Source organism: Gilliamella sp. Lep-s35 (assembly GCF_009795845.1).
Lineage (GTDB): Bacteria > Pseudomonadota > Gammaproteobacteria > Enterobacterales > Orbaceae > Gilliamella.
The window spans coordinates 113,549-136,011 of the sequence record NZ_WTEX01000005.1 but is presented as its reverse complement, the minus strand read 5'-3'; the positions used below and the strand labels follow the sequence as shown (position 1 = coordinate 136,011).

Below are 22,463 nucleotides of genomic sequence, written 5' to 3'. Positions count from 1 at the left end.
ATTTATTTTGAAAGTAGTGAGTATATACAATAAAATAGGCTTTCGTACAGTATCTTTACCGTATTTCTATAAAAATTTAATGTGATTTAAAATAATGACTTTATATATTGTTGCAACACCAATTGGAAACTTAGATGATATTACGCTTAGAGCAATCAATACTCTTAAAAGCGTTGATCTTATTGCGGCTGAAGATACTCGCCATAGCGGTCTACTTTTACAACATCTTGGCATTAAAGCAAAGCTGTTTGCTTTACATGATCATAATGAACAAGAAAAATCTCACCTTTTGATTGAAAAACTAAAATCTGGCTTGTCAATTGCTTTAATTTCAGATGCCGGTACACCATTAATTAACGATCCCGGTTATCACTTGGTTAAAGCTTGCCGTGATAATAATATTCAAGTCGTGCCAATTCCCGGTGCTTGCGCTGCTATTGCAGCGTTATCAGTCGCTGGACTACCTTCTGATAAATTTAGTTATGAAGGATTTTTACCCGCTAAAAGCAAAGCACGGCAAGATAGTTTAGCTAAATTAATTGATGAACCACGAACTATGATTTTTTATGAGTCAACGCATCGTTTGCTAGATACACTGCAAGATATGCAAACTGTTTTTGGTGCAAATAAACGTATTGTTTTGGCTAAAGAACTCACCAAAACATGGGAAACTATTGTCAGTTTTACCATAAGCGAGCTAATAGCATGGCTAAACGAAGATACCAATCGCCAAAAAGGCGAATTTGTTTTAATTGTTGAAGGGCATGTAAAAACCGATAATGACATTGACCAAAAAGCCATTAATACCCTTAAATTATTGCAAAAAGAGTTACCTCTTAAAAAAGCTGCTGCTATTACAGCTGAAATCTATGGACTGAAAAAGAACCAGCTTTATCAAATTGGTTTGGATGCAGAGCAATAATTAAACCGCTAACAATTTGCTGATTATGCCACATCACCAGTAAAGTCGGTATCGCGCTTACCACTTACCCATTCATTTCAAGACTAGTAGGTTTTGTGAATTTTTAATTGATACTAGCTGATCATACCTTTTAACAAATGAAAAACCACAAAGGCTAAATTAATCACCAAACGGTATACACTCCTGAATATTTTTTACAAAAAATATAACCTAAACTGTAAGCATCACATTATTAAAGTATCTATCTTTTTCTTATTTGTGCGGTGGCTAACAAGTTTATAAATTTTAATTGATACTAGCTGATCATACCTTTTAATAAATGAAAAACCACAAAGACTAAATTAATCACCAAACGGTATACACTCCTGAATATTTTTTACAAAAAATATAACCTAAACTGTAAGCATCACATCATTAAAGTATCTATCTTTTTCTTATTTGTGCGGTGGCTGACAGGTTTATAAATTTGGATGCCTAACCATAAAACGTTTAGCTAAAACGGTAACAATTATTTTCTTTATAATTTAAATACCTTATCTATTGTCTAAGATGCGGTTTTATGAGGTATTGATTACAGTCGTTTCTCGAATTACTGTAAATAACGTGAGTAATTCTGACATTTATTGCTTGATCTATCGATAAGAATATTGGCACAAATAGCACAATTTAGTATATAATCGCCCCTTATTTTTAAGACACTTTAAAACAAAAGGTAACAAACAGTATGGGATTTAAATGTGGGATTGTCGGATTACCGAATGTAGGTAAGTCAACGCTTTTTAACGCACTAACTAAAGCAGGCATTGAGGCAGCTAACTTTCCGTTTTGTACTATCGAGCCAAATACTGGGGTTGTGCCGATGCCCGATCCACGTTTAGATGAGCTAGCTAAAATTGTTAAACCACAACGCACTTTGCCAACAACAATGGAGTTTGTTGATATTGCAGGCCTTGTTAAAGGGGCGTCAAAAGGTGAAGGCCTTGGCAATCAATTTTTAGCCAATATTCGTGAAACCGAAGCCATTGGGCATGTTGTGCGTTGTTTTGAAAACGAGAACATTGTCCACGTTGCGGGTAAAATCGATCCTGCTGAAGATATCGAAATTATCAATACCGAGCTAGCATTAGCCGATCTTGAAGCGTGTGAACGAGCAATCACTCGCCAACAAAAACGCGCAAAAGGTGGCGATAAAGACGCCAAATTTGAGGTGGAAATCCTTGAAAAGTGTTTACCTCATCTTGAGCAAGGCAAAAAGCTACTCTTATTAGATCTTAGCAAAGAAGAACTTGAAGCCATCAAATACCTTAGTTTTTTAACGTTAAAACCAACTATGTACATTGCCAATGTGAATGAAGATGGTTTTGAAAATAACCCTTATTTAGATAAAGTTAAAGCAATAGCAGAACAAGAAAAGGCGGTTGTAGTGCCAGTTTGTGCGGCAATTGAAGCAGAACTTTCTGAGCTTGATGACGATGATCGTGATGAGTTTATGCAAGATTTAGGCCTAACCGAACCCGGTTTAAACCGTGTAATTCGTGCTGGGTATAGCTTGCTTAATCTGCAAACTTATTTTACCGCAGGCGTTAAAGAAGTTCGTGCTTGGACCATTTCGGTTGGTGATACAGCTCCACAAGCAGCAGGCAAAATTCATACCGATTTTGAGAAAGGCTTTATTCGTGCGCAAACCATCGCTTTTGATGATTTTATTAAATACGGCGGTGAGCAAGGTGCTAAAGAGGCCGGCAAAATGCGCGCCGAAGGTAAGGATTATATCGTGCAAGATGGCGATATTATGAATTTCTTATTTAATGTATAGTTGATTATTTTACGTCGCCTTTTGGCGACGTTTTTGTATTGACTTTATATAACTAATTAATATTAAGTTAACATTAAGATAAAATAAATTTTTTTACTTAAACGCAGGTGTTTCCTAAAACTTCTTGTCAAGCGTTTTAATAACAGATTGGTAAATATAAGGACTGCTCACTTTTATGTTACTCACTTTTCAACAAGCCAAACAGCAAGTACTACAAAGCGTATCAACCATAAAATCACTCACTCACGAAAAAATTGGATTGTTCGATGCGCTAGATCGAATCACTGCTGAGAATGTGATTTCACCAATGAATGTGCCACAATTTGATAATTCTGCGATGGATGGTTATGCGGTTCGATTAGCGGATCTTAAGCAATCAACCTTATTACCCTTAGCAGGTGCGATTTTTGCAGGCGATGATATAAGCAATCTTCATTGGCCACAAGGTACTTGTTTACGCATTATGACAGGTGCGCCTGTGCCAAATGATGCCGATGCCGTAGTTATGCAAGAGCAAACCGAAAAATCAGATTTGGGTATTGCATTTTTAAGTCAGGTAAAAGCTGGCGATAATATCCGCCGTACGGGCGAAGATGTTAAACAAGGTTCAATCATTATTAACAAAGGAACTAAATTAACAGTACCAACCCTATCGACACTAGCAACGCTAGGCATGAGCGAACTTGTGGTATTTAAAAAGTTAAAAGTCGCTATTTTATCAACCGGTAATGAATTAACACCAATCGGTGAACCGTTGTCAGGTAATGGTGCTATTTATGACAGTAATCGCTTTACGCTAAAATTATTACTGAGCAAACTTAACTGTGAAATTGTTGATCTTGATATTATTGCTGATGATCCAAACCAAATTAAACAAGCGTTGATAAGTGCATCAAATCAGGCTGATTTGGTGATAACCAGCGGCGGTGTTTCAGTCGGTGATGCTGATTATACCAAAACAGCCTTAGAAGAGCTGGGTACAATCAACTTTTGGAAAATGGCAATAAAACCTGGCAAACCTTTTGCTTTTGGTAAAATCGGCAATGCGCTATTTTGTGGTTTGCCGGGTAATCCTGTTTCAACCTTGGTGACATTTTACCAATTAGTGCAGCCTTTGATTTTGGCGCTTTCAGGGCTTGAAGATTCATCCAAAGATTTAAGCTTTAAAGTTAAAACAGCAACAAATCTTAAAAAGACTGTCGGTAGGTTAGACTTTCAACGTGGCATGTTGCAAATCAATGCACAGGGCGAATTAGAAGTAAGTACAACTGGAGCGCAAGGTTCGCATATTACTCAATCATTTAATCAAGCAAACTGTTTTATTGTGCTTGAACAAGAACGAGGCAATGTAGCTAAAGGTGAACTTGTTACTGTTGAGCTATTTAATGCGCTATTAAAGTAGCCTAGGTTCAGATTAATGCACTATTTAATATCAAAATAGTGCAACCAATATCGCACCTGCCGCGATCATGGCAACGCCAATCCCTGCTAATAACGAGATCTTTTCACCAAATAAAACCACAGCAAACACAACCGCAAACACAACACTTAATTTATCAATTGGCGCAACTTGTGACACTTTACCTTCTTTTATTGCCATAAAGTAAAATAACCAAGAGAGCGCACCAGCAATACCACTAAGCGCAATAATGAATAGAGCTTTTTTATCGTTGAAAAAGGTATTAATAAGGTTAAGCTTACCTTGTACAACCACAACGCCAACTAAAAAAATGGCCATAACAATAGCACGAATGGCAGTTGCGGTGTTGGCATCAAGGTGTTGCAAGCCAATTTTTCCTAAAATAGCAACACTTGCCGCAGTAATAGCGGAAAGTAACGCATAAATAAGCCATGCACTCATATTAGTATTTATCGATTTTGAATAAATATTGCTGATTATTTGAATTAGCTTCACATTGTTGTGATTTATTCATAACACCACGGCAATCTTCTAAAACTCCGTGGGCTTTTGACCAATGATAGGTCTTACCTTCGTCGTTTTTGCCACCACATCCGACTAATGCTAAGCTAAACATTAAACAAGACATCCCAATAATGGCTGATTTCATTTGCTCCTCCTTTTTTGGCAAACGCATTGAAATAATAAACGGTATTACGTTTGTTTTTATTTGAATTATTCTACTTCAGAATCAATACGATTAATAGCTTGGCTACCACCTATTTTTATTAGATGAAAAGAGCGATTACCTTTGTAGGCATTTAATAATTGCAAAGGCTCCTAATAGCGAACTCCCCACAAATTGTATACAAAAAATAGGAGTGATTTAAACACCTAAGCAATAAATACCACCACCATAAAAACAATAATAAAATCAATGTGTTTTATAACATTTTTTTGCTAAAATGATTTGGGCTTTAAAATAAGCTACCGATGTTGCGGTAGCTAACTGCAATAGCATAGCCCTGATTTAGGACAAAGCGCTAAACGCTAAGGTGTAACGCAAACAACGCCATAATGGTAGTAATTATGACAAAAAAAGTCGCTTGGATCAGATGAATCACAAGGCTGGTGGTCCACCTCCCCGAGCCAAGAAAGGATAGCGAACCGACTGATGCGACTTCTGCTTCCGCCGTCGTAGGGTCTGGTATTGCTCGTCCAGACATATCCACTAATAGGGTCCACTCCAGGATAATATTTTCCAAAATCTCCCCATTCACCCAAAAAGCCTCCTCCTATAACTCGAGTGTAATTGCTACTATTTGACGATGGCGTACCACCTACATTGCCTAAGGCTTCGTCTCTATAAAAAAAATTACCCGCGTTAGTTAAATCCTTTATTTGTGGCATGCGATAACCTAAACCATTACACCAAGCTAATTGTTCTGAATAGACGGACCACTTTGCTCTACTGACAAACCACTGCCTTAACTGAAAACCATATTTGATTATTTCATTGCCTCCGCTGTCTTTACCCACTAACTCGAAGGTCTGTGGTAAATTTGGCTTAGCAATTGGAGCTGGAATGTCGTTATTTCCTTGTGCGATTGCCGATGGACCGGTTAACTTAACACGATACACAACAAAACAACCTTCATGGTTATAGTAGCGGTTGCGAGAGGTATCATATTGACCTTGATTATAATCACATCCTGTTAGTGGTGTCACCGTGGCAGTGATACCCGCATGCGTCACTGGTGTCCATATCAAGTCAGTGGCATCTCCTTCTATCACTAAATCAAAAAACAAATTATTAGCACCTGTTGTTGGAAAATTAAGATGATATGATGCGGGATCGGTTGATTGAAGTAAAAATCCCCTATCTTTGTGCCATATATTAGGTGGACCAAAAAACTCTTGAGGCCGACCAGTACTATACTCCGTATAACCCTTCTTCATATTCGGCTTTGCGAATTTGACCTCACCCCATTTTGATGGTGGCAATATTATGGCATCACCGCGATTATTACTGTTTTGGCCTGCCAATACCGGCGCGCTGCATAAAAACGACAATAATAATGTGAATGATATGGCAAAAACAAGCAATGACCTAGATAATAACTTGAAAATCAGCAATATCCTTGAAGGTAATTGTACCGATAACGCCAGCGATTCTATGGGGTTGGGTGATAAAAATAAGAGCTGAGTATGGTTTCGGCTATGATAAAACTGAAGTAGATTTAGGGCATAAGACTGGCAGTGTTTGGTGTTTGGTGTTTGGTAATATGATAGTACATAATATTCTACCTGTCAAATAATTGTTTGTTTTATTTTATTTTTTTATAATTGAACGCTCATTTAATGAGCTCTCCCCTTGTTAAAGGAGGACTAAATTGTAATCGCTTAAACACTAAAAAACCAGTTTTTTATTAATTTTTTGTAAGCAGTTGTAAAGAGATGTGTTTTAGTTAAAAAACGTTAAATAAAAACTTTAATAAAATAAATGTCGTTACACGTATTACGTTTGTTTTTATTTGAATTATTCTACTTCAGAATCAATACGATTAATAGCTTGGCTACCGCCTATTTTTATTAGATGAAAAGAGCGATTACCTTTGTAGGCATTTAATAATTGTGCAGGTTCATCTAATGGTTCATCAGCTAGCTCAAATGCCCCCCAATGAATAGCTATTGCACAATGACAATTGAGTTCGTCATATAATTGTACAGCTTGTTTGGGGGCAATATGTTGTGATTGCATATACCAACGTGGTGCATAAGCGCCAATAGGGATTAAAGCCAAATCAATTGACGGAAAGCGTTTAGCTATCTCTTTTAATTCAGGCGAATAACATGTATCGCCCATAAAATAGAGCGTTTTTAATTGCTTTTGATTATCAATATTAGATTGAACCACCCAACCACACCACAAGGATTTATTTACATTAAACAAGCTACGATTACTCCAGTGCCTAGCAGGTGTGGCCGAAAAACAAAGTCCATCAACCGTGACACAATCCCACCAATCTAATTCTACAACATGCTTAGCACCCCATTTTAGCAAGGCTCTTTTTAACCCCATAGGAACCATTATTACAATATTAGGAAAACGAGCCAGTAATTGGCGAATGCTATGATAGTCAAGGTGATCATAATGGTTATGTGATATGACAATAAAATCAATTTGTGGTAATTGCCTGATGCTTAAAGCGGGTGGTGTGCGGCGTTTTGGGCCAATTAATTGCGATGGCGAAGCGCGTTTAAAAAAGATGGGATCAGTCAATATCATTTGCCGTTTAAACGAATTAAGGTTGTCGAGTGACCAATCCACCAAACCCTATTATCAGGCAAGCTAAGATCTATTGGTTCAGACCATGATTGATTAAAAGCGTAATAACCTGCTTTAGGTGGTAAGACTCTACGCGCTAAACGCCAACGTATAAATTCGCCTATTTTGATTTTAAACGAGCCATCATACCTAAGGCCTTTAGCTGTTTGGCGTATTTTTTTAGTCGTTGGATCTTGTTTAAGGTTTGTCATTATTATTGCCTTTTTAACCAGCTAGTTGTTTTAATTTGCCGTACGTTCAATCACCACTGCAACATTATTGGCATTAGCAATTGCGCTCGGTTTAGAGACTTTGATTTTTAGCCATTGCACCGCAAATTTTTGTATGATTAATTTGGCAATGTTTTCAGCTACCGATTCGATCAATTCAAATTGGTTTGATTCAATAAATTGAGTGATAGCTTGGCTAACTAGAAAGTAATCTAAACAAAGTGAAACATTATCGCTTTCGCCTGCGGGTTTATTATTCCATGCCATTTCGAGATCGAGTATCAGTTTTTGTTTGATGGTCTTTTCCCACTCGTAAACACCTATAGTGGTTAAAACCGTTAACCCTTCAATTAATACCCTATCGTTGCTATGTGTATTCATGCTAGATTCCAAAAACTTAGTTTATTTAAATAGAGATTACCGAATCTTAGTAAATTACGCTATAATTTATTGCAATATATTTTAAGACTAGCAATTATGACACGAATTTTTCAACCATTTACAATTACCCAAAATAGTATTATTACGTTAGATGATAACGCCTTTAATCACCTTATTCGCGTTTTGCGAATGAAAGTCGGCGAAAATATTATTTTATTTGATGGTTCGAATCAAATCACTCCTGCCGTTATCCATGAAGTTAATAAAAAATCAGTCACGGTGAAAACCGCTTTAACAATAACTGATGACCGTGAATCGCCTTTAAACATTCATTTAGGGCAAGTTATTTCTCGTGGTGAGAAAATGGAATTTACCATTCAAAAATCAGTTGAATTAGGTGTAACAAGTATTACTCCCCTACTTTCTGAACGTTGCGGTGTGAAACTCGATACCGAAAGACTAGATAAAAAAGTTCAACAATGGCAAAAGATTGTAATTTCAGCTTGTGAACAATGTGGTCGTAATGTCGTGCCCATAATTCACCCAGTGACTAAACTTGAAGCTTGGTGCGCAAGTTTAAAAACGCAGCTACGCTTAAATCTGCACCCTAAAGCAAAACATGGTATTAAGCAGTTACCGAATGCTAAAAAAGATATTAGTTTATTAATTGGCCCTGAAGGTGGGCTGTCGGACAGTGAAATTAGTATGACTCATCGTTATCAATTTACCGATATTTTGCTTGGTCCACGCGTGTTACGTACCGAAACAGCGGCATTAACGGCTTTAACCGCTTTACAAGTGCATTTTGGTGATTTGGGTTAATATAAATTAATCCAATATAACTAATGTTTACTTTGCATCTTAATCGGTAACGAGTATGATAGTTGAAAGTACACTTTTAATAATGCTTTAGCGCGACAGCTATAGTTTGTTCAAACTAATTCAATGAGCAAGTATAGGATAATATATATTATCAATTCACTATTCGCTAAAACCAAAAATCAATAAGGAGTCACCATGATTAAGCTTGGTATTGTTATGGATCCAATTAGCCATATCAATATTAAAAAAGACACCAGTTTTGCTATGTTGCTTGAGGCACAAAAACGCGGTTATGAGCTTTTTTATATTGAAATGAACGATCTTTTTTTAGACACAGGCGAAGCTTATGCCACAACTCGCTCTTTGACGGTTTATAACGATAAAGATCATTGGTTTGAGTTTGGGCAAGAACAGACCATTGCACTTAGTGACCTTGATACGATTTTAATGCGTAAAGATCCCCCTTTTGATACTGAGTTTATTTATGCCACTTATATCCTAGAAAGAGCCGAGGCAAAAGGTGTATTAGTGGTCAATAAACCACAAAGCCTGCGTGATTGTAACGAAAAACTGTTTACCGCTTGGTTTGCGCAGTTTACTCCGCAAACGCTAGTTACCCGACAAACAAAGCAAATTAAAGCATTTTTCCAAAAACATAACGACATCATTTTAAAGCCATTAGATGGTATGGGCGGATCGTCAATTTTTAGAATCAAACAAGGCGATCCGAATGTTTCAGTCATTATTGAAACGTTAACCGAACATAATACACGTTATTGCATGGCTCAAAATTTTATTCCAGCCATTAAAGATGGCGATAAGCGTGTTTTAGTGGTTGATGGTGAACCAGTTCCTTACTGTTTAGCTCGAATTCCACAAAAAGGCGAAACACGTGGCAACCTTGCTGCAGGCGGCCATGGCGAAGTTAGAGCATTAAGCGAAAGCGATTGGCACATTGCTAAAAGCATCGCCCCCGTTTTAAAAGAAAAGGGCTTACTGTTTGTAGGACTTGATATTATTGGTGATAAGTTAACCGAAATTAACGTCACCAGTCCAACTTGTGTTCGTGAAATTGAAGCAGCTAATCCTGACCTTTCAATCACTGGCATGTTAATGAATGCAATCGAACATCGATTAAATAAGAAGAGTTAAATCATGATTAGAGAATATAAACTTGAGGATTTAGACAGCGTAATGGAAATATGGTTGCAAGGTAATTTGCAAGCGCATGATTTTATTAACCCTGAATTTTTTAAACAAAATTATGATTTAGTAAAAATGCTAATTCCAATGTCTAGATTATATGTACAAGATCTTAACGGTATTAAAGGTTTTATTGGTTTAACTGAAAACTATATTTCTGGGCTGTTTGTTGATCAAAATTATCGTCACCAAGGCATCGGTAAAGCATTAGTCAATAAAGCAAAACAGCGCCATAATGAACTGTTAGTACATGTTTATAAAAAAAATGTTACGGCCATTGATTTTTATCTTTCTCAAAATTTTGAGATTGTTTCAGAATCGATCAATGAAGAAACCAACGAACCAGAATTATTAATGCGCTGTCATATTGAGCATAATGTTAAAATTGGCAAATGTGCATTATAAAAATTACCTAAACGTGAGCTTATGAATTTAAAAGATCATTTTATTATTGCTATGCCAACATTGGATGACTCCTTCTTTAGTCGTTCAGTTATTTATATTTGTGAACACAATCGTGATGGTGCCATGGGCATTATGATTAATAAACCGATTGTTGATCTTAATGTTGCAACCGTTCTTACACGGTTAGAAATTACTTCACCAAAAAGTTGCGCTGAATTAGAGCATCCCGTATTTTGTGGCGGTCCACTTGCTGAAGAGCAAGGGTTTATTCTACACACGCCTCAACAAGGATTTGCTTCTAGTATTCAGATTTCTGATGATGTAATGATCACCACATCGCTCGATGCACTCAAATCAATTGGCTCCCCAGAGCAACCCAAAAATATCTTCTTATCTTTAGGTTATTCAAGCTGGCAATCATTGCAACTTGAAAGTGAAATTGCCCGTAATGATTGGCTAGTTACCCATGCTGTGCCGAAAATTATTTATGAAGAGGCCATTGATGAGCGTTGGCAAAAAGCGGCCGAATCACTTGGTATCAATATCAAAACTATTTCACACCAAATGGGTAATGCATAATCGATGGCTACAATTATTGCATTTGATTTTGGTACAGCAAGTATTGGTGCAGCGATTGGTCAAGATATTACCAAAACAGCCAATCCTTTATGCTCATTTAAAGCGCGCGATGGTATTCCTAACTGGCAAGCTATCGAAAAGGTATTAAATGAGTGGAAACCTGATTTTTTAGTCGTTGGGCTTCCCCTAAATATGGATGGCACCGAGCAATCATTAACAGCCCGAGCTCGTAAATTTGCTAATCGTTTGCATGGCAGATTTGGTTATCAAGTACATTTGCAAGATGAGCGGTTATCGACCGTTGAAGCAAAATCACATATTTTTGCTTCACGAGGTTATCGAGCACTTGAAAAAGGTCATGTTGATGCAACTTCTGCCATTATTATTTTGGAAAGTTGGTTTGAAAATAATTAGTAATTTTATTTAATTAATTATTTTGTCAATAATTAATCGCCATTAAATTTCATCCTTGCTAAAATAGTAACAACTTTTTATTGTAAGGACTACTTACCGTGTCAAACAACAATTCTCTTAGTTATAAAGATGCTGGTGTCGATATTGATGCTGGCAATGAACTTGTTAATCGTATTAAATCTGTTGTTAAAGAAACCAAACGACCTGAGGTTATGGGTGGACTGGGTGGCTTTGGCGCACTGTGTGCTATTCCACAAAAATATAAAGAACCTATTTTAGTATCAGGCACCGATGGTGTCGGGACTAAATTACGTCTAGCAATGGATTTAAATCGTCACGAATCAATTGGCATCGATTTAGTCGCAATGTGTGTTAACGATCTAATTGTGCAAGGTGCTGAGCCTTTATTTTTCCTTGATTACTATGCTACAGGAAAACTGAATGTTGATGTAGCAGCTACTGTAGTTACAGGCATTGCAGAGGGTTGTAAGCAATCAGGTTGTGCTTTAGTAGGTGGTGAAACGGCCGAAATGCCAGGTATGTATCATGGTAATGACTATGATTTAGCAGGATTTTGCGTTGGTGTTGTTGAAAAATCAGCCATGATCGACGGTAGCAAAGTACAAGACGGTGATGCATTAATTGCATTAGCATCAAGCGGTGCTCATTCTAATGGTTATTCATTAGTGCGTAAAATTATTGAAGTCAGTGGCGTAAACCCTGCTACAGAACAGTTAAATGGCAAACCACTTGCTGATCATTTACTTGCACCAACTAAGATCTACGTTAAATCTGTTCTTGACCTTATCGCTCAAGTTGACGTCCACGCCATTGCCCATATTACTGGCGGTGGATTTTGGGAAAACATCCCTCGCGTATTACCTGATAATACACAAGCCATAATTAATGAAGCAAGCTGGCAATGGCCTGAAATATTTAATTGGTTACAAAACGCAGGTAATGTCAGCCGTCACGAAATGTATCGAACTTTTAACTGTGGTGTTGGCTTAATTATTGCTTTACCAAAACAGTTAGCTGATAAAGCAATTACTTTACTAAATAATCATGGTGAAAAGGCATGGTTATTAGGTGAAATAAAGCACACCACATCAAGCGAGCGTGTTGTGATAAAATAATTTGTGTTTTCATATTATCCATCCATTTAATATAATGAATTAGTTGGATGGATAATATGCACCTTTCAAAATCGTTATCACCGCCTAAAACATTTAGCAAACATCTAAACGATCCATTTAATAAATCGCATTTAGTTATTGGTATTATTAATTTGAGTTTTCTTCTTGCTCTGTGGTTTTTTGCACAAATCCCCACTCATCAATTATTTTAACCCAATTGGGCAAAATGGGGGTACGGCAATAATAGTTAGCATAAGGGTCAAGTTTTTTAATTCGTTCAAATTCTGGAGTTTGTGGATCATCATATAATTCAGGATTACCTGAGCGGTTAAGTTTTTTAAAGCGCTCATGTTCATTTAACCAATTATGTAACCAAGGTTTAGGATTGATTCTCGCCCAAGAAGTGGACAATTCCGATTAAAAATTGGAAAAGAGCAATGAGTCGATTTATGATAGAATTAGGTGACAGACTTCACCATCACCTTTTATCGGATAAATACACAAAATTTGGGATGGGGTTAATTAAGACACTTTAATAAAATCAGCACGCAATTTTTTTATTTCATCACGTAGTACACCTGCTTTTTCAAATTCAAGATTCTGAGCTGCTTCATACATCATTGCTTCAAGTTCTTTTACTTTTGCCTGAACCTCTTTAACTGAGACATACTGATACGGTTTGCCTGGTTCAAATGCTTGTACTTTGGCTGTTGATTTTTTGGTACTTAAACCTGCCTCTAGTATGTCTTTGATTTCTTTACGTACTGATTTTGGTGTAATGCCATGTGCAGTATTAAAATCTTCCTGTTTTTGACGACGGCGAGCTGTTTCATCAATCGTTTTTTGCATAGCCGGTGTAATTTTGTCGGCATATAATATCGCTTTACCATGCACATTTCGAGCTGCACGGCCGACAGTTTGAATAAGTGCACTTTCTGAACGCAAAAAACCTTCACGATCAGCATCCAATATAGCAACTAACGACACTTCAGGTATATCAAGGCCTTCTCGCAATAAGTTAATCCCTACTAGTACATCAACTTTACCTAAACGTAAATCTCGAATAATTTCCATTCGTTCAACCGTATTAATATCTGAATGCAAATATTTGATATTGACATTATGTTCTGACAAATAATCTGTTAAGTTTTCTGCCATCCGTTTAGTTAATGTAGTTACTAAAACACGCTCATCATTATTAATGCGAATTTTGATTTCAGATAACAAATCATCAACCTGAGTTGCAACTGGTCGTACTTCAATAATGGGATCTAATAGCCCTGTTGGTCTAACCACTTGATCTATAATTTCACCACCTGATTTTTCAATTTCGTATTTGGCAGGTGTTGCTGACACATAAATAGTTTGTGGCATAATGTTTTCAAATTCAGCAAATTTTAACGGTCGATTGTCTAGTGCTGATGGTAAACGAAAGCCATATTCAACAAGATTAAGTTTGCGTGAACGATCACCGTTATACATTGCGCCAAGTTGCGGAATTGCCACATGCGATTCGTCAATGAATAATAATCCATCAGCCGGTAAATAATCAAATAAGGTTGCAGGCGGATCACCTGGATTTCGCTGCGCTAAAAAGCGTGAATAGTTTTCGATTCCTGAGCAGTAACCTAGCTCAGTCATCATTTCGATATCAAATAGTGTTCGTTGAGTTAAGCGCTGTTCTTCTAACAAACGATTGTTGTCTAACAATACTTTTTGACGCTCTTTAAGTTCCTGCTTTATTTGGGTAATAGCGTTTTCCATTATATTTCTTGGAGTGACATAGTGTGTTTTTGGATAAATAGTTATTCGTGATACTTCATTTATGCTATTGCCTGTGAGCGGATCGAACATAACAATTCGGTCCACTTCATCATCAAATAACTCTACACGCACTGCAAGCTCATCTGAATCGGCAGGGAAGATGTCAATCACATCACCTCTAACGCGAAATGTACCACGACTAAAGCCTATTTCGTTACGAGTGTATTGCAATTCGGCCAAACGAGTCAAAATTGAACGTTGATCGGTTATGGTGCCTTTCGTTAAATGCAATATCATCGACATATAGGTTTCTGGCGCGCCTAAACCATAAATTGCTGATACCGAAGCAACGATGACAACATCACGTCGTTCTAATAGCGATTTAGTGGCTGAAAGACGCATCTGCTCTATATGTTCATTGATTGATGCATCTTTTTCAATAAATGTATCGGTTGAAGGGACATAAGATTCGGGTTGATAGTAATCGTAATAAGATACGAAGTATTCAACCGCATTTTCAGGGAAAAAGGCTTTCATTTCGCCATATAACTGAGCGGCCAATGTTTTGTTGGGCGCTAAAATAATTGTTGGGCGATTATGCGCAGCAATGACATTGGCCATGGTAAAGGTTTTACCAGATCCTGTTACACCCAATAACGTTTGGTGTGCAATCCCGTCTTGCAGATTTTGATTAATTTTTCTTATTGCTTCAGGCTGATCACCAGCAGGCTTGAATTCAGAATATAATTTAAATTTTTTCATCACATCGCAACCAATATTTTACCTATTAATAAAAATTATCCCCAAAAGGACTTGACCTTTTAATATTTTATATTTTTTATTCAAATTGCTTTTTTATTTATAAAAAAAACAATTTATCTATGGCTTGATTTATAATAACATGTTGATAATAAACAAAAATTTATTTAACGACTAACTTACAATCAAATCAAGAAAAAGCCTGATAGTTACTGAGGTTAGCGTTTTTTTCAATAAACTATTAACAGAGTTATCCACAGGCAACGGGGATAACTTCATAAGTATAGCCTTTATAGGCTTTTTTCTATTATCAAGACAATTTTTACCCAAAAAAAACTTTTATTTTGGATGGTTTTTCCTATTTTTAAACTTCTTTTAATAGGTTTAATTAATCTATTTGTTTAGCTGTTCAAATTGATATTGATAGCTTTCATCAAATTCACGAACGAAAGTTAATCGATGAGTGATGCATTTTGGCGCATCTTCTGCGTGATGAGACACAAAGAGTAACTGAGTATGTCCTTCACTAATTAAACGATCTATCCAGCGTTTGACTAATTCCCGATTAAGATGATCGAGCCCTTGTAAAGGTTCATCTAATATTAGCAATGTTGGATGTTTAACCAAAGCCCTAGCTATCAATACTAAACGTTGTTGCCCCCAAGAAAGTGATTGAAAAGGTTTATCTGTTTGTGCTTGTAAACCTAACAACTTTAACCATTCATCAGCTAATTTAGTTTGTTTATCGCTGGTGGCTTGATATACACCAATCGAATCAAAATAACCAGACAATAACACGGTTTTAACGCTCGCATTAACGCGATAATCTAAATGTAAACTACTACTAACATAACCAATATGGCGTTTAATATCCCAAATTGTTTCACCTGATCCACGTTTACGACCAAATAAAATAAGATCATTGCAATATCCTTGCGGATGATCACCTGTTATTAAACTTAATAACGTCGATTTACCTGCACCATTAGGCCCAACAATTTGCCAATTTTGCTTGGCTTTGACTCGCCAAGTTAATCCATTAATAATGGGTTTATCATCGTAATGAACATAACCATTATTTAATATGATACGATCTAATTCATCAGTTAATTGAATTGGTGGTTCGTCGGCTTCAGGTAATGGTGTATTGGGTATATTTTCCAAATTGACCAATTGCTTGACTGTTACATCATTCAATATTGTGTCTTTTGTATCAATTTTCAATAGTTGGCAATCCGCTAATATACCAATATTTTTGATAAAGCTAGGAATTTCATTAAAGCGATTTAAAACAAGAATAACCGTGATATCTTGCTTAGCAAGATCAGCAAGAACTTCGGCTAAATTTTCACGCGATGCAACATCTAAGCCATCAAAGGGGTCATCTAATATTAGCAAATCGGGTTGTTGCATCAAAACTCGGCAGATTAATGTTTTGCGTGTTTCGCCTGTTGAAAGGTATTTAAATCGTCTAGTTAATAAATGGCCGATACCAAATTGGTTTGCTAACTGTAAGCAGCGTGCTGAATTAACGTTATTTTCTTGAATGATTTGCTCAGTGGTTAATCCTATATCATTTTCGCTTTCACTTAGCATATCAGTATTATTTCGCTTCCACTCATCATCAATCAGTTTCTGTAACTGCTCAAATGAAATATAAGCGGTTGATTTAAATTGATTGTCTACCCTACCTGACAATAGTGTGAGCTCGCCAGATAATGCTTTAACTAACATAGATTTACCGCTACCATTGCGACCAATGCACGCTAAATTGCCACCTTGATAAACTTCTAGTTTTTCAATACTAAAAACCTTATAGTCACTGATTTTATAAACCGCATTTTCTATTTGTAACATGAATACCTCGTCTTAATAAAATACTAAACTAAAGTAGCGATAATAATATTTTGCGGATCAATGGAAAGTGTAATTTGCTTACCTTCGGTTAATGCGTATTGTTCAATTTCACGAGTTTCTCTGCTGGCATAAATCATAATTCCAGAAGGTAATGAAAAGGTAATGTCACTCCAATCACCATCAGTTGTTATATTTTCAACTTTCATCAATAAACGATTTTCATGGGTATCATTTAATTCAATCAATGGCGCTTTAATTAATAAAATAACCGTTTTATCTGGGCTTAATTTTAATCGTTGCACGCTTGGTTGAGTAATATAGACCTTTAATTGCGTTTGATTATCATCTAGTTGAACCGTTACAAAGCCTGCAACACCATTGGTTTCTATTTGTTTTACGCTACCATATAATTGATTACGAGCACTAGTTTGCAATGATAATTTAGCTGTTGCTTTTAATATATCGTCTAATGGTACTTTATCATCCCTAAGAATATTAAAAGCATGTTGCTGTAACTGAGTTAATAGCTCATAAAGTTGTATAAATCTAACGGCGTAATGACTTAACTTAGTCCCTCCTCCTTTTTTACCGCCAATTTCAGTAATTAAAAAAGGTTTCGGTGCTAGTTGGTTAATTTCATTAGTAGCATCCCAGGCCGTTTTATAGCTAATACCCACTTGCTTAGCAGCCTGAGTTAATGAGCCTGTTTGCTCAATTGCTTTTAACAATGCAATGCGCCTTGGATCAGTAAATAACTGCTGATGTATATTTAACGTTAATAAAATTTCAGGAGAAAACATAATTTAACACCACAAATAACTGCTAGCCAATTAGAACAAACACGATTAATCATTGTAGACGCTTTTTAGTATTCTTCAAAACTTGTTAAAAATCTTATTGATCATTTTATCTCATCAGTTTAATTGTACTTTGTGAATAAATTTTGTTAACATCGATATGTATTATATTATATAACGGTAATTAAGCGATCGGCTGAAAAATAAAAATATACGTTTAAAAACAAATGAATATCATTGACGGCTTAAATTAATAACGACTTTTGTTTGTGAGGGAAAAATGAAAAAAATTATTGGAATTATCACCTCTATCGTCATAATGGCGATGACATATTCAACATCAGCAGTTGAAAAAGTGGCAGTTGAAAAAATCACAGTATTTGCCGCCGCATCATTAACAAATGCGATGCAAGATATCGCAACAAGTTATAAAACGGAACATAAAGATGCCGATATTGTGTTTTCATTTGCGTCCTCATCAGTATTAGCTAAACAAATTGAACAAGGTGCTCCCGCAGATATTTTTATGTCAGCCGATCAAAAATGGATGACTTACTTAATTGAACATAATATTGTTAAAAACAAACAAGATTTATTGAAAAATGCATTGGTTCTTATTGCGCCAAAAAAGTCACAAGTAGATAGCGTCTTAATTAATAGCAATACCAATTGGCAAGCAATTTTACCTAAAGGTGAAAGAATTGCTATTGGCGATCCTGATCATGTTCCTGCAGGACTCTATGCAAAAGAATCACTCACCAACTTAGGCGTATTTGACAAATTATCGCCACAATTTGCCCCTGCGAGTAATGTGCGTGATGCTTTGATGTTAGTAGAACGTAACGAAGCAGCGCTTGGTATTGTCTACAGTACTGATGCCAAAGTAAGTGATAAAGTCAAAATTATTGGAACGTTTCCTGCAAATACATTCAAATCGATTGAATACCCAATCACGTTATTAAACGTAAAAGCGAACGATTTTTATCAATATTTAAATTCACCACAAGCAAAAGCTATTTTTGAAAAATATGGTTTTATAATTAAGTAGTTTACGCGGGTGAAATAATACAATACAACTATTTATTAAAACGACTATGTCATTAAAACAATTATGTTATTAAACGAATTTGAATGGCAAACCTTGCTACTTAGTTTAAAAATCGCCTTTGCTGCAATTGGTTTTAGTTTACCCATTGGTATTTTAACGGCTTGGGTATTAGCACGCTGTCAATTTTGGGGAAAATCACTATTTGATAGTATTGTGCACCTTCCTCTTGTTTTACCGCCAGTGGTTTTGGGCTATTTATTATTAATCACCATGGGGAAACACGGTGTAATTGGTGAGTGGTTAAATCACCACTTTAATATTAGTTTCAGTTTTAATTGGCAAGGTGCTGCTTTAGCTTCTGCTGTGGTTGCCTTTCCTCTTATGGTACGCTCAATTCGTTTAGCCATTGAGTCAATTGATATACGCCTTGAAAATGTGGCTAGAACCCTTGGTGCTTGTCGATGGCGAGTATTTATGACAATCACGTTACCCTTAGCCTTTCCGGGTATTTTAATGGGAATAGTGCTAGGTTTTGCTCGTTGTTTGGGGGAATTTGGTGCCACAATTACGTTTGTATCAAATATTCAAGGCGAAACCCGTACTTTGCCGCTTGCCATGTACACAATGTTACAAATTCCCGATGGCGAACAAGGTGCATTACGGCTTTGTATTATTTCGATTATGCTGTCGCTAATTGCACTATTTTTATCTGAATTATTAAATCGTTGGCATAAAAATAAACTTGTTGGACAATAAATTATGTTAAAGATACAGGTCAGCAAACAGCTTGCTTCGTTTTTGTTCCAATTCAATCATAATATTGATTGCCAAGGTATTACCGCTATTTTAGGTGTTTCGGGATCGGGTAAATCAACACTAATCAACCTTATTAATGGATTAATTAAACCAGACCAAGGTTATATTGAACTAAATAACATAACACTAGTTGATTGTGATAAGCGCCTTTTTGTTGCGCCAGAAAACCGCCAAATTGGTACCGTTTTTCAAGATGCATTACTCTTTCCCCATTATACAGTGATTAAAAATTTGACTTACGGGGCTAAAAAGATTGAAACCTCAAGATTTGACGAAATCGTAAATGTGCTTAATATTCGCCCATTATTAAATCGTTATCCAGCTATGCTATCAGGTGGTGAAAAACATCGCGTAGCAATTGGTCGAGCACTATTAACAGATCCTTTACTACTATTGATGGACGAACCGCTTTCTGCGCTTGATATGCCAAGAAAAAAAGAACTATTAACCTATATTAATAAATTAGCTAACGAATTAAATATACCTATTATTTATGTTACACATAATATTAATGAAGTTAAACAAATCGCCAATAATGTTGTCATTTTAGAGCAAGGAAAGCTTATTGAGTTTGGTAAAACCGATCAAGTTTTGCAAAGTGATTATTTAAAAGAGTGGTTGTAAAGCTCAAAAATAGCACTGTTTTGTGTTTGTTTAACATATGTCACCCCATCATGCCATGCGCCAAGAACTAAGCGAGTTACTGGGCGGCCATTTATTTGAAAGTGGTGAGTTGCTGGTTTGTGTGTATGGCCATGAATCATAATATCGGCATTATGCACCATCAACATATCAACTACCGCTTGTTGATTTACATCCATAATAGATTCAGACTTGATTTGATTCTGCTGACTACTTTTTTTCCTTAACTTAGTGGCAATTTTAAGCCGAATAAACAACGGCAAAAATAAAAATAGTTTTTGTAACCATTTATTATGCATCACTTTTCGGAATTTTTGATATTGAAGATCATCAGTGCACAGCAAATCGCCATGTAAAAAAACAATATTTGTTTCTTGATTAGGTAAACAATTAACCTCTGGCAATAAGGTCATATCACACTGCTTAGCATATTTTTTACTTAATAAAAAATCACGGTTACCATGAACAAAATATTTTTTGATATTACGTTTTGATAAAGCTTGTAGCGCTTGTGCAACTTGGTAATGTAAGTCTGTTTTTATATCATCACCAACCCAGTAATCAAATAGATCGCCTAAAATATAAAGCTCACAATTATCAGGTAATGTATTTAGAAAAGACAAAAAGCCTGCGGTTATATCGCTATAACCAGAAGCAGGCTCATTATCCGCTAGATGAATATCAGCGATAAAATAACGAACAGGATTATTCAACCGTTACACTCGTAATAACAACATCTTCCATAGGAACATCTGAATGCATACCATTGCGCCCTGTTTTAACGGCTTTAATTTTATCAACCACATCAAGACCGTCTACAACTTGGGCAAAAACGCAATAACCATAACCATTAACATCAGCAGAACGGAAGTTAAGATAATCATTATCCACTACGTTGATAAAAAATTGAGCTGTTGCAGAATGTGGATCAGCTGTACGTGCCATGGCTAAAGTACCGCGGTCATTTTTTAGACCGTTATCTGCTTCATTTTTAATAGGTGATTTGGTTTTTTTCTGCTTCATACCGGGTTCAAAACCACCGCCTTGAATCATGAAATTATTAATAACACGATGAAAGATCGTATTGTTATAAAAACCGTCTTTGCAATATTCAATAAAATTTTTAACTGTTTCTGGCGCTTTGTCATCAAAAGTTTCGATTTTAATATCACCTAAATTAGTGTGAAATATAATCATAAAAAGTTCCTTACTCTCTTCTTTAATTTATAACGTAAATGGATGAATTCCAAACGATGAGACTATATTTATTTTAACTACATTAATTTTAGTTACTTGCTAAACTTTTCACAGGCTTCAAGCGTGTTACTCATCAACATAGCAACTGTCATAGGACCAACGCCACCAGGAACTGGAGTTATCCAACCCGCTCGATTAACTGCAACATCAAATTCGACATCACCAACAAGTTTACCATCAGGCAAGCGATTAATACCAACATCAATAACAATTGCTCCGGGTTTAATCCATTCCCCTTTAACATAGTTAGCAATACCGACTCCTGCTACAACAATATCAGCATTACTCACATGTTTGGCCAAATCAATGGTACGACTATGAGTAATAGTGGTTGTGCAACCTAATAATAATAGCTCTAACGCCATAGGGCGACCAACAATACTAGATGCCCCAACCACTGTGGCATTTAAACCTGATAGATTAACACCTGTTGACTCAAGCATTTTAACTACACCATATGGTGTACATGGTCGCAAAATAGGGTCACGTTGTAATAAGTGCCCAATATTGTAAGGATGAAAACCATCAACATCTTTACTTGGATCAATACGTTCAAGAACCTTGGTTTTGTCAATATTATCAGGCAAAGGGAGTTGCACTAAAATACCATGCACATCAGGACGTTGATTGAGTTCATCAATTAATGCTAACAACTCATCGGTAGTAGCCGATGGGAAATCATAAGCAAAAGAAACAAAACCAACATCGTCGCACGCTTTTTGCTTATTTTTGACATAGATTTTTGATGCAGGATCTGAACCTACTTGTATAACAGCAAGTCCTGGAACAGATAAGCCACTTTCAATACGCTTGTTGACTTTGCTGGCAATTTCATGACGAATTTGTTGCGATAATACCTTACCATCAATTATTTGTGCACTCATAAGC

Annotated in this window: 26 protein-coding genes; 13 read left to right on the top strand and 13 right to left on the bottom strand. The window is 36.2% G+C overall.

Annotated features, from left to right (window positions below):
• The first annotated feature begins 94 nt into the window (after positions 1 to 94).
• From rsmI to moeA, 3 genes are all read left to right on the top strand, one after another.
• Positions 95 to 922, top strand: coding sequence for a 16S rRNA (cytidine(1402)-2'-O)-methyltransferase (gene rsmI / locus GQ590_RS03960; protein ID WP_160406879.1), 828 nt, complete (start codon positions 95 to 97; stop codon positions 920 to 922).
• Positions 923 to 1,646: 724 nt separating this feature from the next.
• Positions 1,647 to 2,738 carry a redox-regulated ATPase YchF gene (gene ychF / locus GQ590_RS03955; protein WP_160406876.1) on the top strand — a complete coding sequence of 364 codons (1,092 nt, stop codon included), beginning with the start codon at positions 1,647 to 1,649 and terminating at the stop codon, positions 2,736 to 2,738.
• 175 nt (positions 2,739 to 2,913) lie between these two features.
• Positions 2,914 to 4,140 (top strand): molybdopterin molybdotransferase MoeA, encoded by a 1,227-nt coding sequence (moeA, locus tag GQ590_RS03950; RefSeq protein ID WP_160406873.1) that lies wholly within the window; start codon positions 2,914 to 2,916, stop codon positions 4,138 to 4,140.
• A gap of 30 nt (positions 4,141 to 4,170) precedes the next feature.
• Here moeA and GQ590_RS03945 read toward each other — a convergent pair whose 3' ends face one another.
• The 3 genes from GQ590_RS03945 to GQ590_RS03935 all read right to left on the bottom strand — a co-directional run bounded on the left by GQ590_RS03945 (position 4,171) and on the right by GQ590_RS03935 (position 6,096).
• Positions 4,171 to 4,599: an EamA family transporter gene (locus tag GQ590_RS03945; protein WP_160406870.1), complete on the bottom strand. Its 429-nt coding sequence runs from the start codon at positions 4,597 to 4,599 to the stop codon at positions 4,171 to 4,173.
• Position 4,600: 1 nt separating this feature from the next.
• Positions 4,601 to 4,807 carry a hypothetical protein gene (locus GQ590_RS03940; protein ID WP_160406867.1) on the bottom strand — a complete coding sequence of 69 codons (207 nt, stop codon included), beginning with the start codon at positions 4,805 to 4,807 and terminating at the stop codon, positions 4,601 to 4,603.
• A gap of 380 nt (positions 4,808 to 5,187) precedes the next feature.
• Positions 5,188 to 6,096, bottom strand: coding sequence for a hypothetical protein (locus tag GQ590_RS03935; RefSeq protein WP_160406863.1), 909 nt, complete (start codon positions 6,094 to 6,096; stop codon positions 5,188 to 5,190).
• 49 nt (positions 6,097 to 6,145) lie between these two features.
• On the opposite strand from GQ590_RS03935, the gene GQ590_RS03930 reads away from it, so the two are divergent.
• Positions 6,146 to 6,343: a hypothetical protein gene (locus GQ590_RS03930; protein WP_160406859.1), complete on the top strand. Its 198-nt coding sequence runs from the start codon at positions 6,146 to 6,148 to the stop codon at positions 6,341 to 6,343.
• A gap of 333 nt (positions 6,344 to 6,676) precedes the next feature.
• On the opposite strand, the gene GQ590_RS03925 is transcribed toward GQ590_RS03930, so the two are convergent.
• From GQ590_RS03925 to folB, 3 genes are read right to left on the bottom strand one after another with little or no spacing between them, the layout of a single operon-like run.
• Positions 6,677 to 7,426, bottom strand: a complete 750-nt coding sequence (locus GQ590_RS03925) for an MBL fold metallo-hydrolase (RefSeq protein WP_160422537.1) — start codon at positions 7,424 to 7,426, stop codon at positions 6,677 to 6,679.
• Positions 7,423 to 7,677, bottom strand: a complete 255-nt coding sequence (locus GQ590_RS03920; RefSeq protein WP_160406853.1) for a hypothetical protein — start codon at positions 7,675 to 7,677, stop codon at positions 7,423 to 7,425. The genes GQ590_RS03925 and GQ590_RS03920 overlap by 4 nt, the downstream gene beginning before the upstream one ends.
• A 30-nt stretch (positions 7,678 to 7,707) precedes the next feature.
• Complete coding sequence (folB, locus tag GQ590_RS03915) at positions 7,708 to 8,076, bottom strand: dihydroneopterin aldolase (RefSeq protein ID WP_160406850.1); 369 nt, start codon at positions 8,074 to 8,076, stop codon at positions 7,708 to 7,710.
• Between the two features lie 96 nt (positions 8,077 to 8,172).
• Here folB and rsmE point away from each other — a divergent pair, with 96 nt between their 5' ends.
• The 6 genes from rsmE to purM all read left to right on the top strand — a co-directional run bounded on the left by rsmE (position 8,173) and on the right by purM (position 12,635).
• A complete protein-coding gene (rsmE, locus tag GQ590_RS03910) occupies positions 8,173 to 8,898 on the top strand; it encodes a 16S rRNA (uracil(1498)-N(3))-methyltransferase (protein ID WP_160406847.1) in 726 nt (241 codons plus the stop codon).
• 195 nt (positions 8,899 to 9,093) lie between these two features.
• Positions 9,094 to 10,050 (top strand): glutathione synthase, encoded by a 957-nt coding sequence (gshB, locus tag GQ590_RS03905; protein WP_160406844.1) that lies wholly within the window; start codon positions 9,094 to 9,096, stop codon positions 10,048 to 10,050.
• Positions 10,051 to 10,053: 3 nt separating this feature from the next.
• Positions 10,054 to 10,506, top strand: a complete 453-nt coding sequence (locus GQ590_RS03900; protein ID WP_160406841.1) for a GNAT family N-acetyltransferase — start codon at positions 10,054 to 10,056, stop codon at positions 10,504 to 10,506.
• A 21-nt stretch (positions 10,507 to 10,527) separates the two neighbouring features.
• Positions 10,528 to 11,085, top strand: coding sequence for a YqgE/AlgH family protein (locus GQ590_RS03895; protein ID WP_160406838.1), 558 nt, complete (start codon positions 10,528 to 10,530; stop codon positions 11,083 to 11,085).
• A 3-nt stretch (positions 11,086 to 11,088) separates the two neighbouring features.
• Positions 11,089 to 11,499 carry a Holliday junction resolvase RuvX gene (gene ruvX / locus GQ590_RS03890; protein ID WP_160406834.1) on the top strand — a complete coding sequence of 137 codons (411 nt, stop codon included), beginning with the start codon at positions 11,089 to 11,091 and terminating at the stop codon, positions 11,497 to 11,499.
• A 98-nt stretch (positions 11,500 to 11,597) separates the two neighbouring features.
• Positions 11,598 to 12,635 (top strand): phosphoribosylformylglycinamidine cyclo-ligase, encoded by a 1,038-nt coding sequence (gene purM / locus GQ590_RS03885; RefSeq protein WP_160406831.1) that lies wholly within the window; start codon positions 11,598 to 11,600, stop codon positions 12,633 to 12,635.
• A 147-nt stretch (positions 12,636 to 12,782) separates the two neighbouring features.
• Here the strand turns inward: purM and GQ590_RS03880 are convergent, their stop codons facing one another.
• From GQ590_RS03880 to GQ590_RS03865, 4 genes are all read right to left on the bottom strand, one after another.
• Positions 12,783 to 13,046, bottom strand: a complete 264-nt coding sequence (locus GQ590_RS03880; RefSeq protein WP_160406829.1) for a hypothetical protein — start codon at positions 13,044 to 13,046, stop codon at positions 12,783 to 12,785.
• A gap of 111 nt (positions 13,047 to 13,157) precedes the next feature.
• Positions 13,158 to 15,164 carry an excinuclease ABC subunit UvrB gene (uvrB, locus tag GQ590_RS03875; RefSeq protein WP_160406826.1) on the bottom strand — a complete coding sequence of 669 codons (2,007 nt, stop codon included), beginning with the start codon at positions 15,162 to 15,164 and terminating at the stop codon, positions 13,158 to 13,160.
• Between the two features lie 387 nt (positions 15,165 to 15,551).
• Complete coding sequence (gene modF, locus GQ590_RS03870) at positions 15,552 to 17,015, bottom strand: molybdate ABC transporter ATP-binding protein ModF (protein ID WP_160406823.1); 1,464 nt, start codon at positions 17,013 to 17,015, stop codon at positions 15,552 to 15,554.
• Between the two features lie 23 nt (positions 17,016 to 17,038).
• Positions 17,039 to 17,815 carry a TOBE domain-containing protein gene (locus GQ590_RS03865; protein ID WP_160406820.1) on the bottom strand — a complete coding sequence of 259 codons (777 nt, stop codon included), beginning with the start codon at positions 17,813 to 17,815 and terminating at the stop codon, positions 17,039 to 17,041.
• A gap of 277 nt (positions 17,816 to 18,092) precedes the next feature.
• Here GQ590_RS03865 and modA point away from each other — a divergent pair, with 277 nt between their 5' ends.
• From modA to modC, 3 genes are all read left to right on the top strand, one after another.
• On the top strand, positions 18,093 to 18,860 hold the full coding sequence (modA, locus tag GQ590_RS03860; protein WP_160406817.1) for a molybdate ABC transporter substrate-binding protein: 768 nt from the start codon (positions 18,093 to 18,095) through the stop codon (positions 18,858 to 18,860).
• Positions 18,861 to 18,923: 63 nt separating this feature from the next.
• Positions 18,924 to 19,616, top strand: coding sequence for a molybdate ABC transporter permease subunit (modB, locus tag GQ590_RS03855; protein WP_160406814.1), 693 nt, complete (start codon positions 18,924 to 18,926; stop codon positions 19,614 to 19,616).
• A gap of 3 nt (positions 19,617 to 19,619) precedes the next feature.
• Positions 19,620 to 20,300, top strand: coding sequence for a molybdenum ABC transporter ATP-binding protein (gene modC / locus GQ590_RS03850; protein ID WP_160406811.1), 681 nt, complete (start codon positions 19,620 to 19,622; stop codon positions 20,298 to 20,300).
• Here the strand turns inward: modC and GQ590_RS03845 are convergent.
• The 3 genes from GQ590_RS03845 to folD form a co-directional block, all read right to left on the bottom strand.
• Positions 20,279 to 21,031, bottom strand: coding sequence for a UDP-2,3-diacylglucosamine diphosphatase (locus tag GQ590_RS03845; RefSeq protein ID WP_160406806.1), 753 nt, complete (start codon positions 21,029 to 21,031; stop codon positions 20,279 to 20,281). The genes modC and GQ590_RS03845 overlap by 22 nt on opposite strands.
• The gene (gene ppiB / locus GQ590_RS03840) at positions 21,024 to 21,515 is read right to left on the bottom strand and encodes a peptidylprolyl isomerase B (RefSeq protein ID WP_160406804.1); all 492 of its coding nucleotides are present in this window, start codon (positions 21,513 to 21,515) and stop codon (positions 21,024 to 21,026) included. Before ppiB ends, GQ590_RS03845 begins: the two co-directional genes overlap by 8 nt.
• A gap of 92 nt (positions 21,516 to 21,607) precedes the next feature.
• Positions 21,608 to 22,459, bottom strand: a complete 852-nt coding sequence (folD, locus tag GQ590_RS03835) for a bifunctional methylenetetrahydrofolate dehydrogenase/methenyltetrahydrofolate cyclohydrolase FolD (RefSeq protein WP_160406800.1) — start codon at positions 22,457 to 22,459, stop codon at positions 21,608 to 21,610.
• Positions 22,460 to 22,463: the final 4 nt, after the last annotated feature.

Bases quoted from the DNA above. Each gene is read 5' to 3' on its own strand.
- rsmI (WP_160406879.1), top strand. From the start codon at position 95: ATGACTTTATATATTGTTGCAACACCAATTGGAAACTTAGATGATATT.
- ychF (WP_160406876.1), top strand. From the start codon at position 1,647: ATGGGATTTAAATGTGGGATTGTCGGATTACCGAATGTAGGTAAGTCA.
- moeA (WP_160406873.1), top strand. From the start codon at position 2,914: ATGTTACTCACTTTTCAACAAGCCAAACAGCAAGTACTACAAAGCGTA.
- GQ590_RS03945 (WP_160406870.1), bottom strand. From the start codon at position 4,599: ATGAGTGCATGGCTTATTTATGCGTTACTTTCCGCTATTACTGCGGCA.
- GQ590_RS03940 (WP_160406867.1), bottom strand. From the start codon at position 4,807: ATGAAATCAGCCATTATTGGGATGTCTTGTTTAATGTTTAGCTTAGCA.
- GQ590_RS03935 (WP_160406863.1), bottom strand. From the start codon at position 6,096: ATGAAGAAGGGTTATACGGAGTATAGTACTGGTCGGCCTCAAGAGTTT.
- GQ590_RS03930 (WP_160406859.1), top strand. From the start codon at position 6,146: ATGGCATCACCGCGATTATTACTGTTTTGGCCTGCCAATACCGGCGCG.
- GQ590_RS03925 (WP_160422537.1), bottom strand. From the start codon at position 7,426: ATGATATTGACTGATCCCATCTTTTTTAAACGCGCTTCGCCATCGCAA.
- GQ590_RS03920 (WP_160406853.1), bottom strand. From the start codon at position 7,677: ATGACAAACCTTAAACAAGATCCAACGACTAAAAAAATACGCCAAACA.
- folB (WP_160406850.1), bottom strand. From the start codon at position 8,076: ATGAATACACATAGCAACGATAGGGTATTAATTGAAGGGTTAACGGTT.
- rsmE (WP_160406847.1), top strand. From the start codon at position 8,173: ATGACACGAATTTTTCAACCATTTACAATTACCCAAAATAGTATTATT.
- gshB (WP_160406844.1), top strand. From the start codon at position 9,094: ATGATTAAGCTTGGTATTGTTATGGATCCAATTAGCCATATCAATATT.
- GQ590_RS03900 (WP_160406841.1), top strand. From the start codon at position 10,054: ATGATTAGAGAATATAAACTTGAGGATTTAGACAGCGTAATGGAAATA.
- GQ590_RS03895 (WP_160406838.1), top strand. From the start codon at position 10,528: ATGAATTTAAAAGATCATTTTATTATTGCTATGCCAACATTGGATGAC.
- ruvX (WP_160406834.1), top strand. From the start codon at position 11,089: ATGGCTACAATTATTGCATTTGATTTTGGTACAGCAAGTATTGGTGCA.
- modF (WP_160406823.1), bottom strand. From the start codon at position 17,015: ATGTTACAAATAGAAAATGCGGTTTATAAAATCAGTGACTATAAGGTT.
- GQ590_RS03865 (WP_160406820.1), bottom strand. From the start codon at position 17,815: ATGTTTTCTCCTGAAATTTTATTAACGTTAAATATACATCAGCAGTTA.
- modA (WP_160406817.1), top strand. From the start codon at position 18,093: ATGAAAAAAATTATTGGAATTATCACCTCTATCGTCATAATGGCGATG.
- modB (WP_160406814.1), top strand. From the start codon at position 18,924: ATGTTATTAAACGAATTTGAATGGCAAACCTTGCTACTTAGTTTAAAA.
- modC (WP_160406811.1), top strand. From the start codon at position 19,620: ATGTTAAAGATACAGGTCAGCAAACAGCTTGCTTCGTTTTTGTTCCAA.
- ppiB (WP_160406804.1), bottom strand. From the start codon at position 21,515: ATGATTATATTTCACACTAATTTAGGTGATATTAAAATCGAAACTTTT.
- folD (WP_160406800.1), bottom strand. From the start codon at position 22,459: ATGAGTGCACAAATAATTGATGGTAAGGTATTATCGCAACAAATTCGT.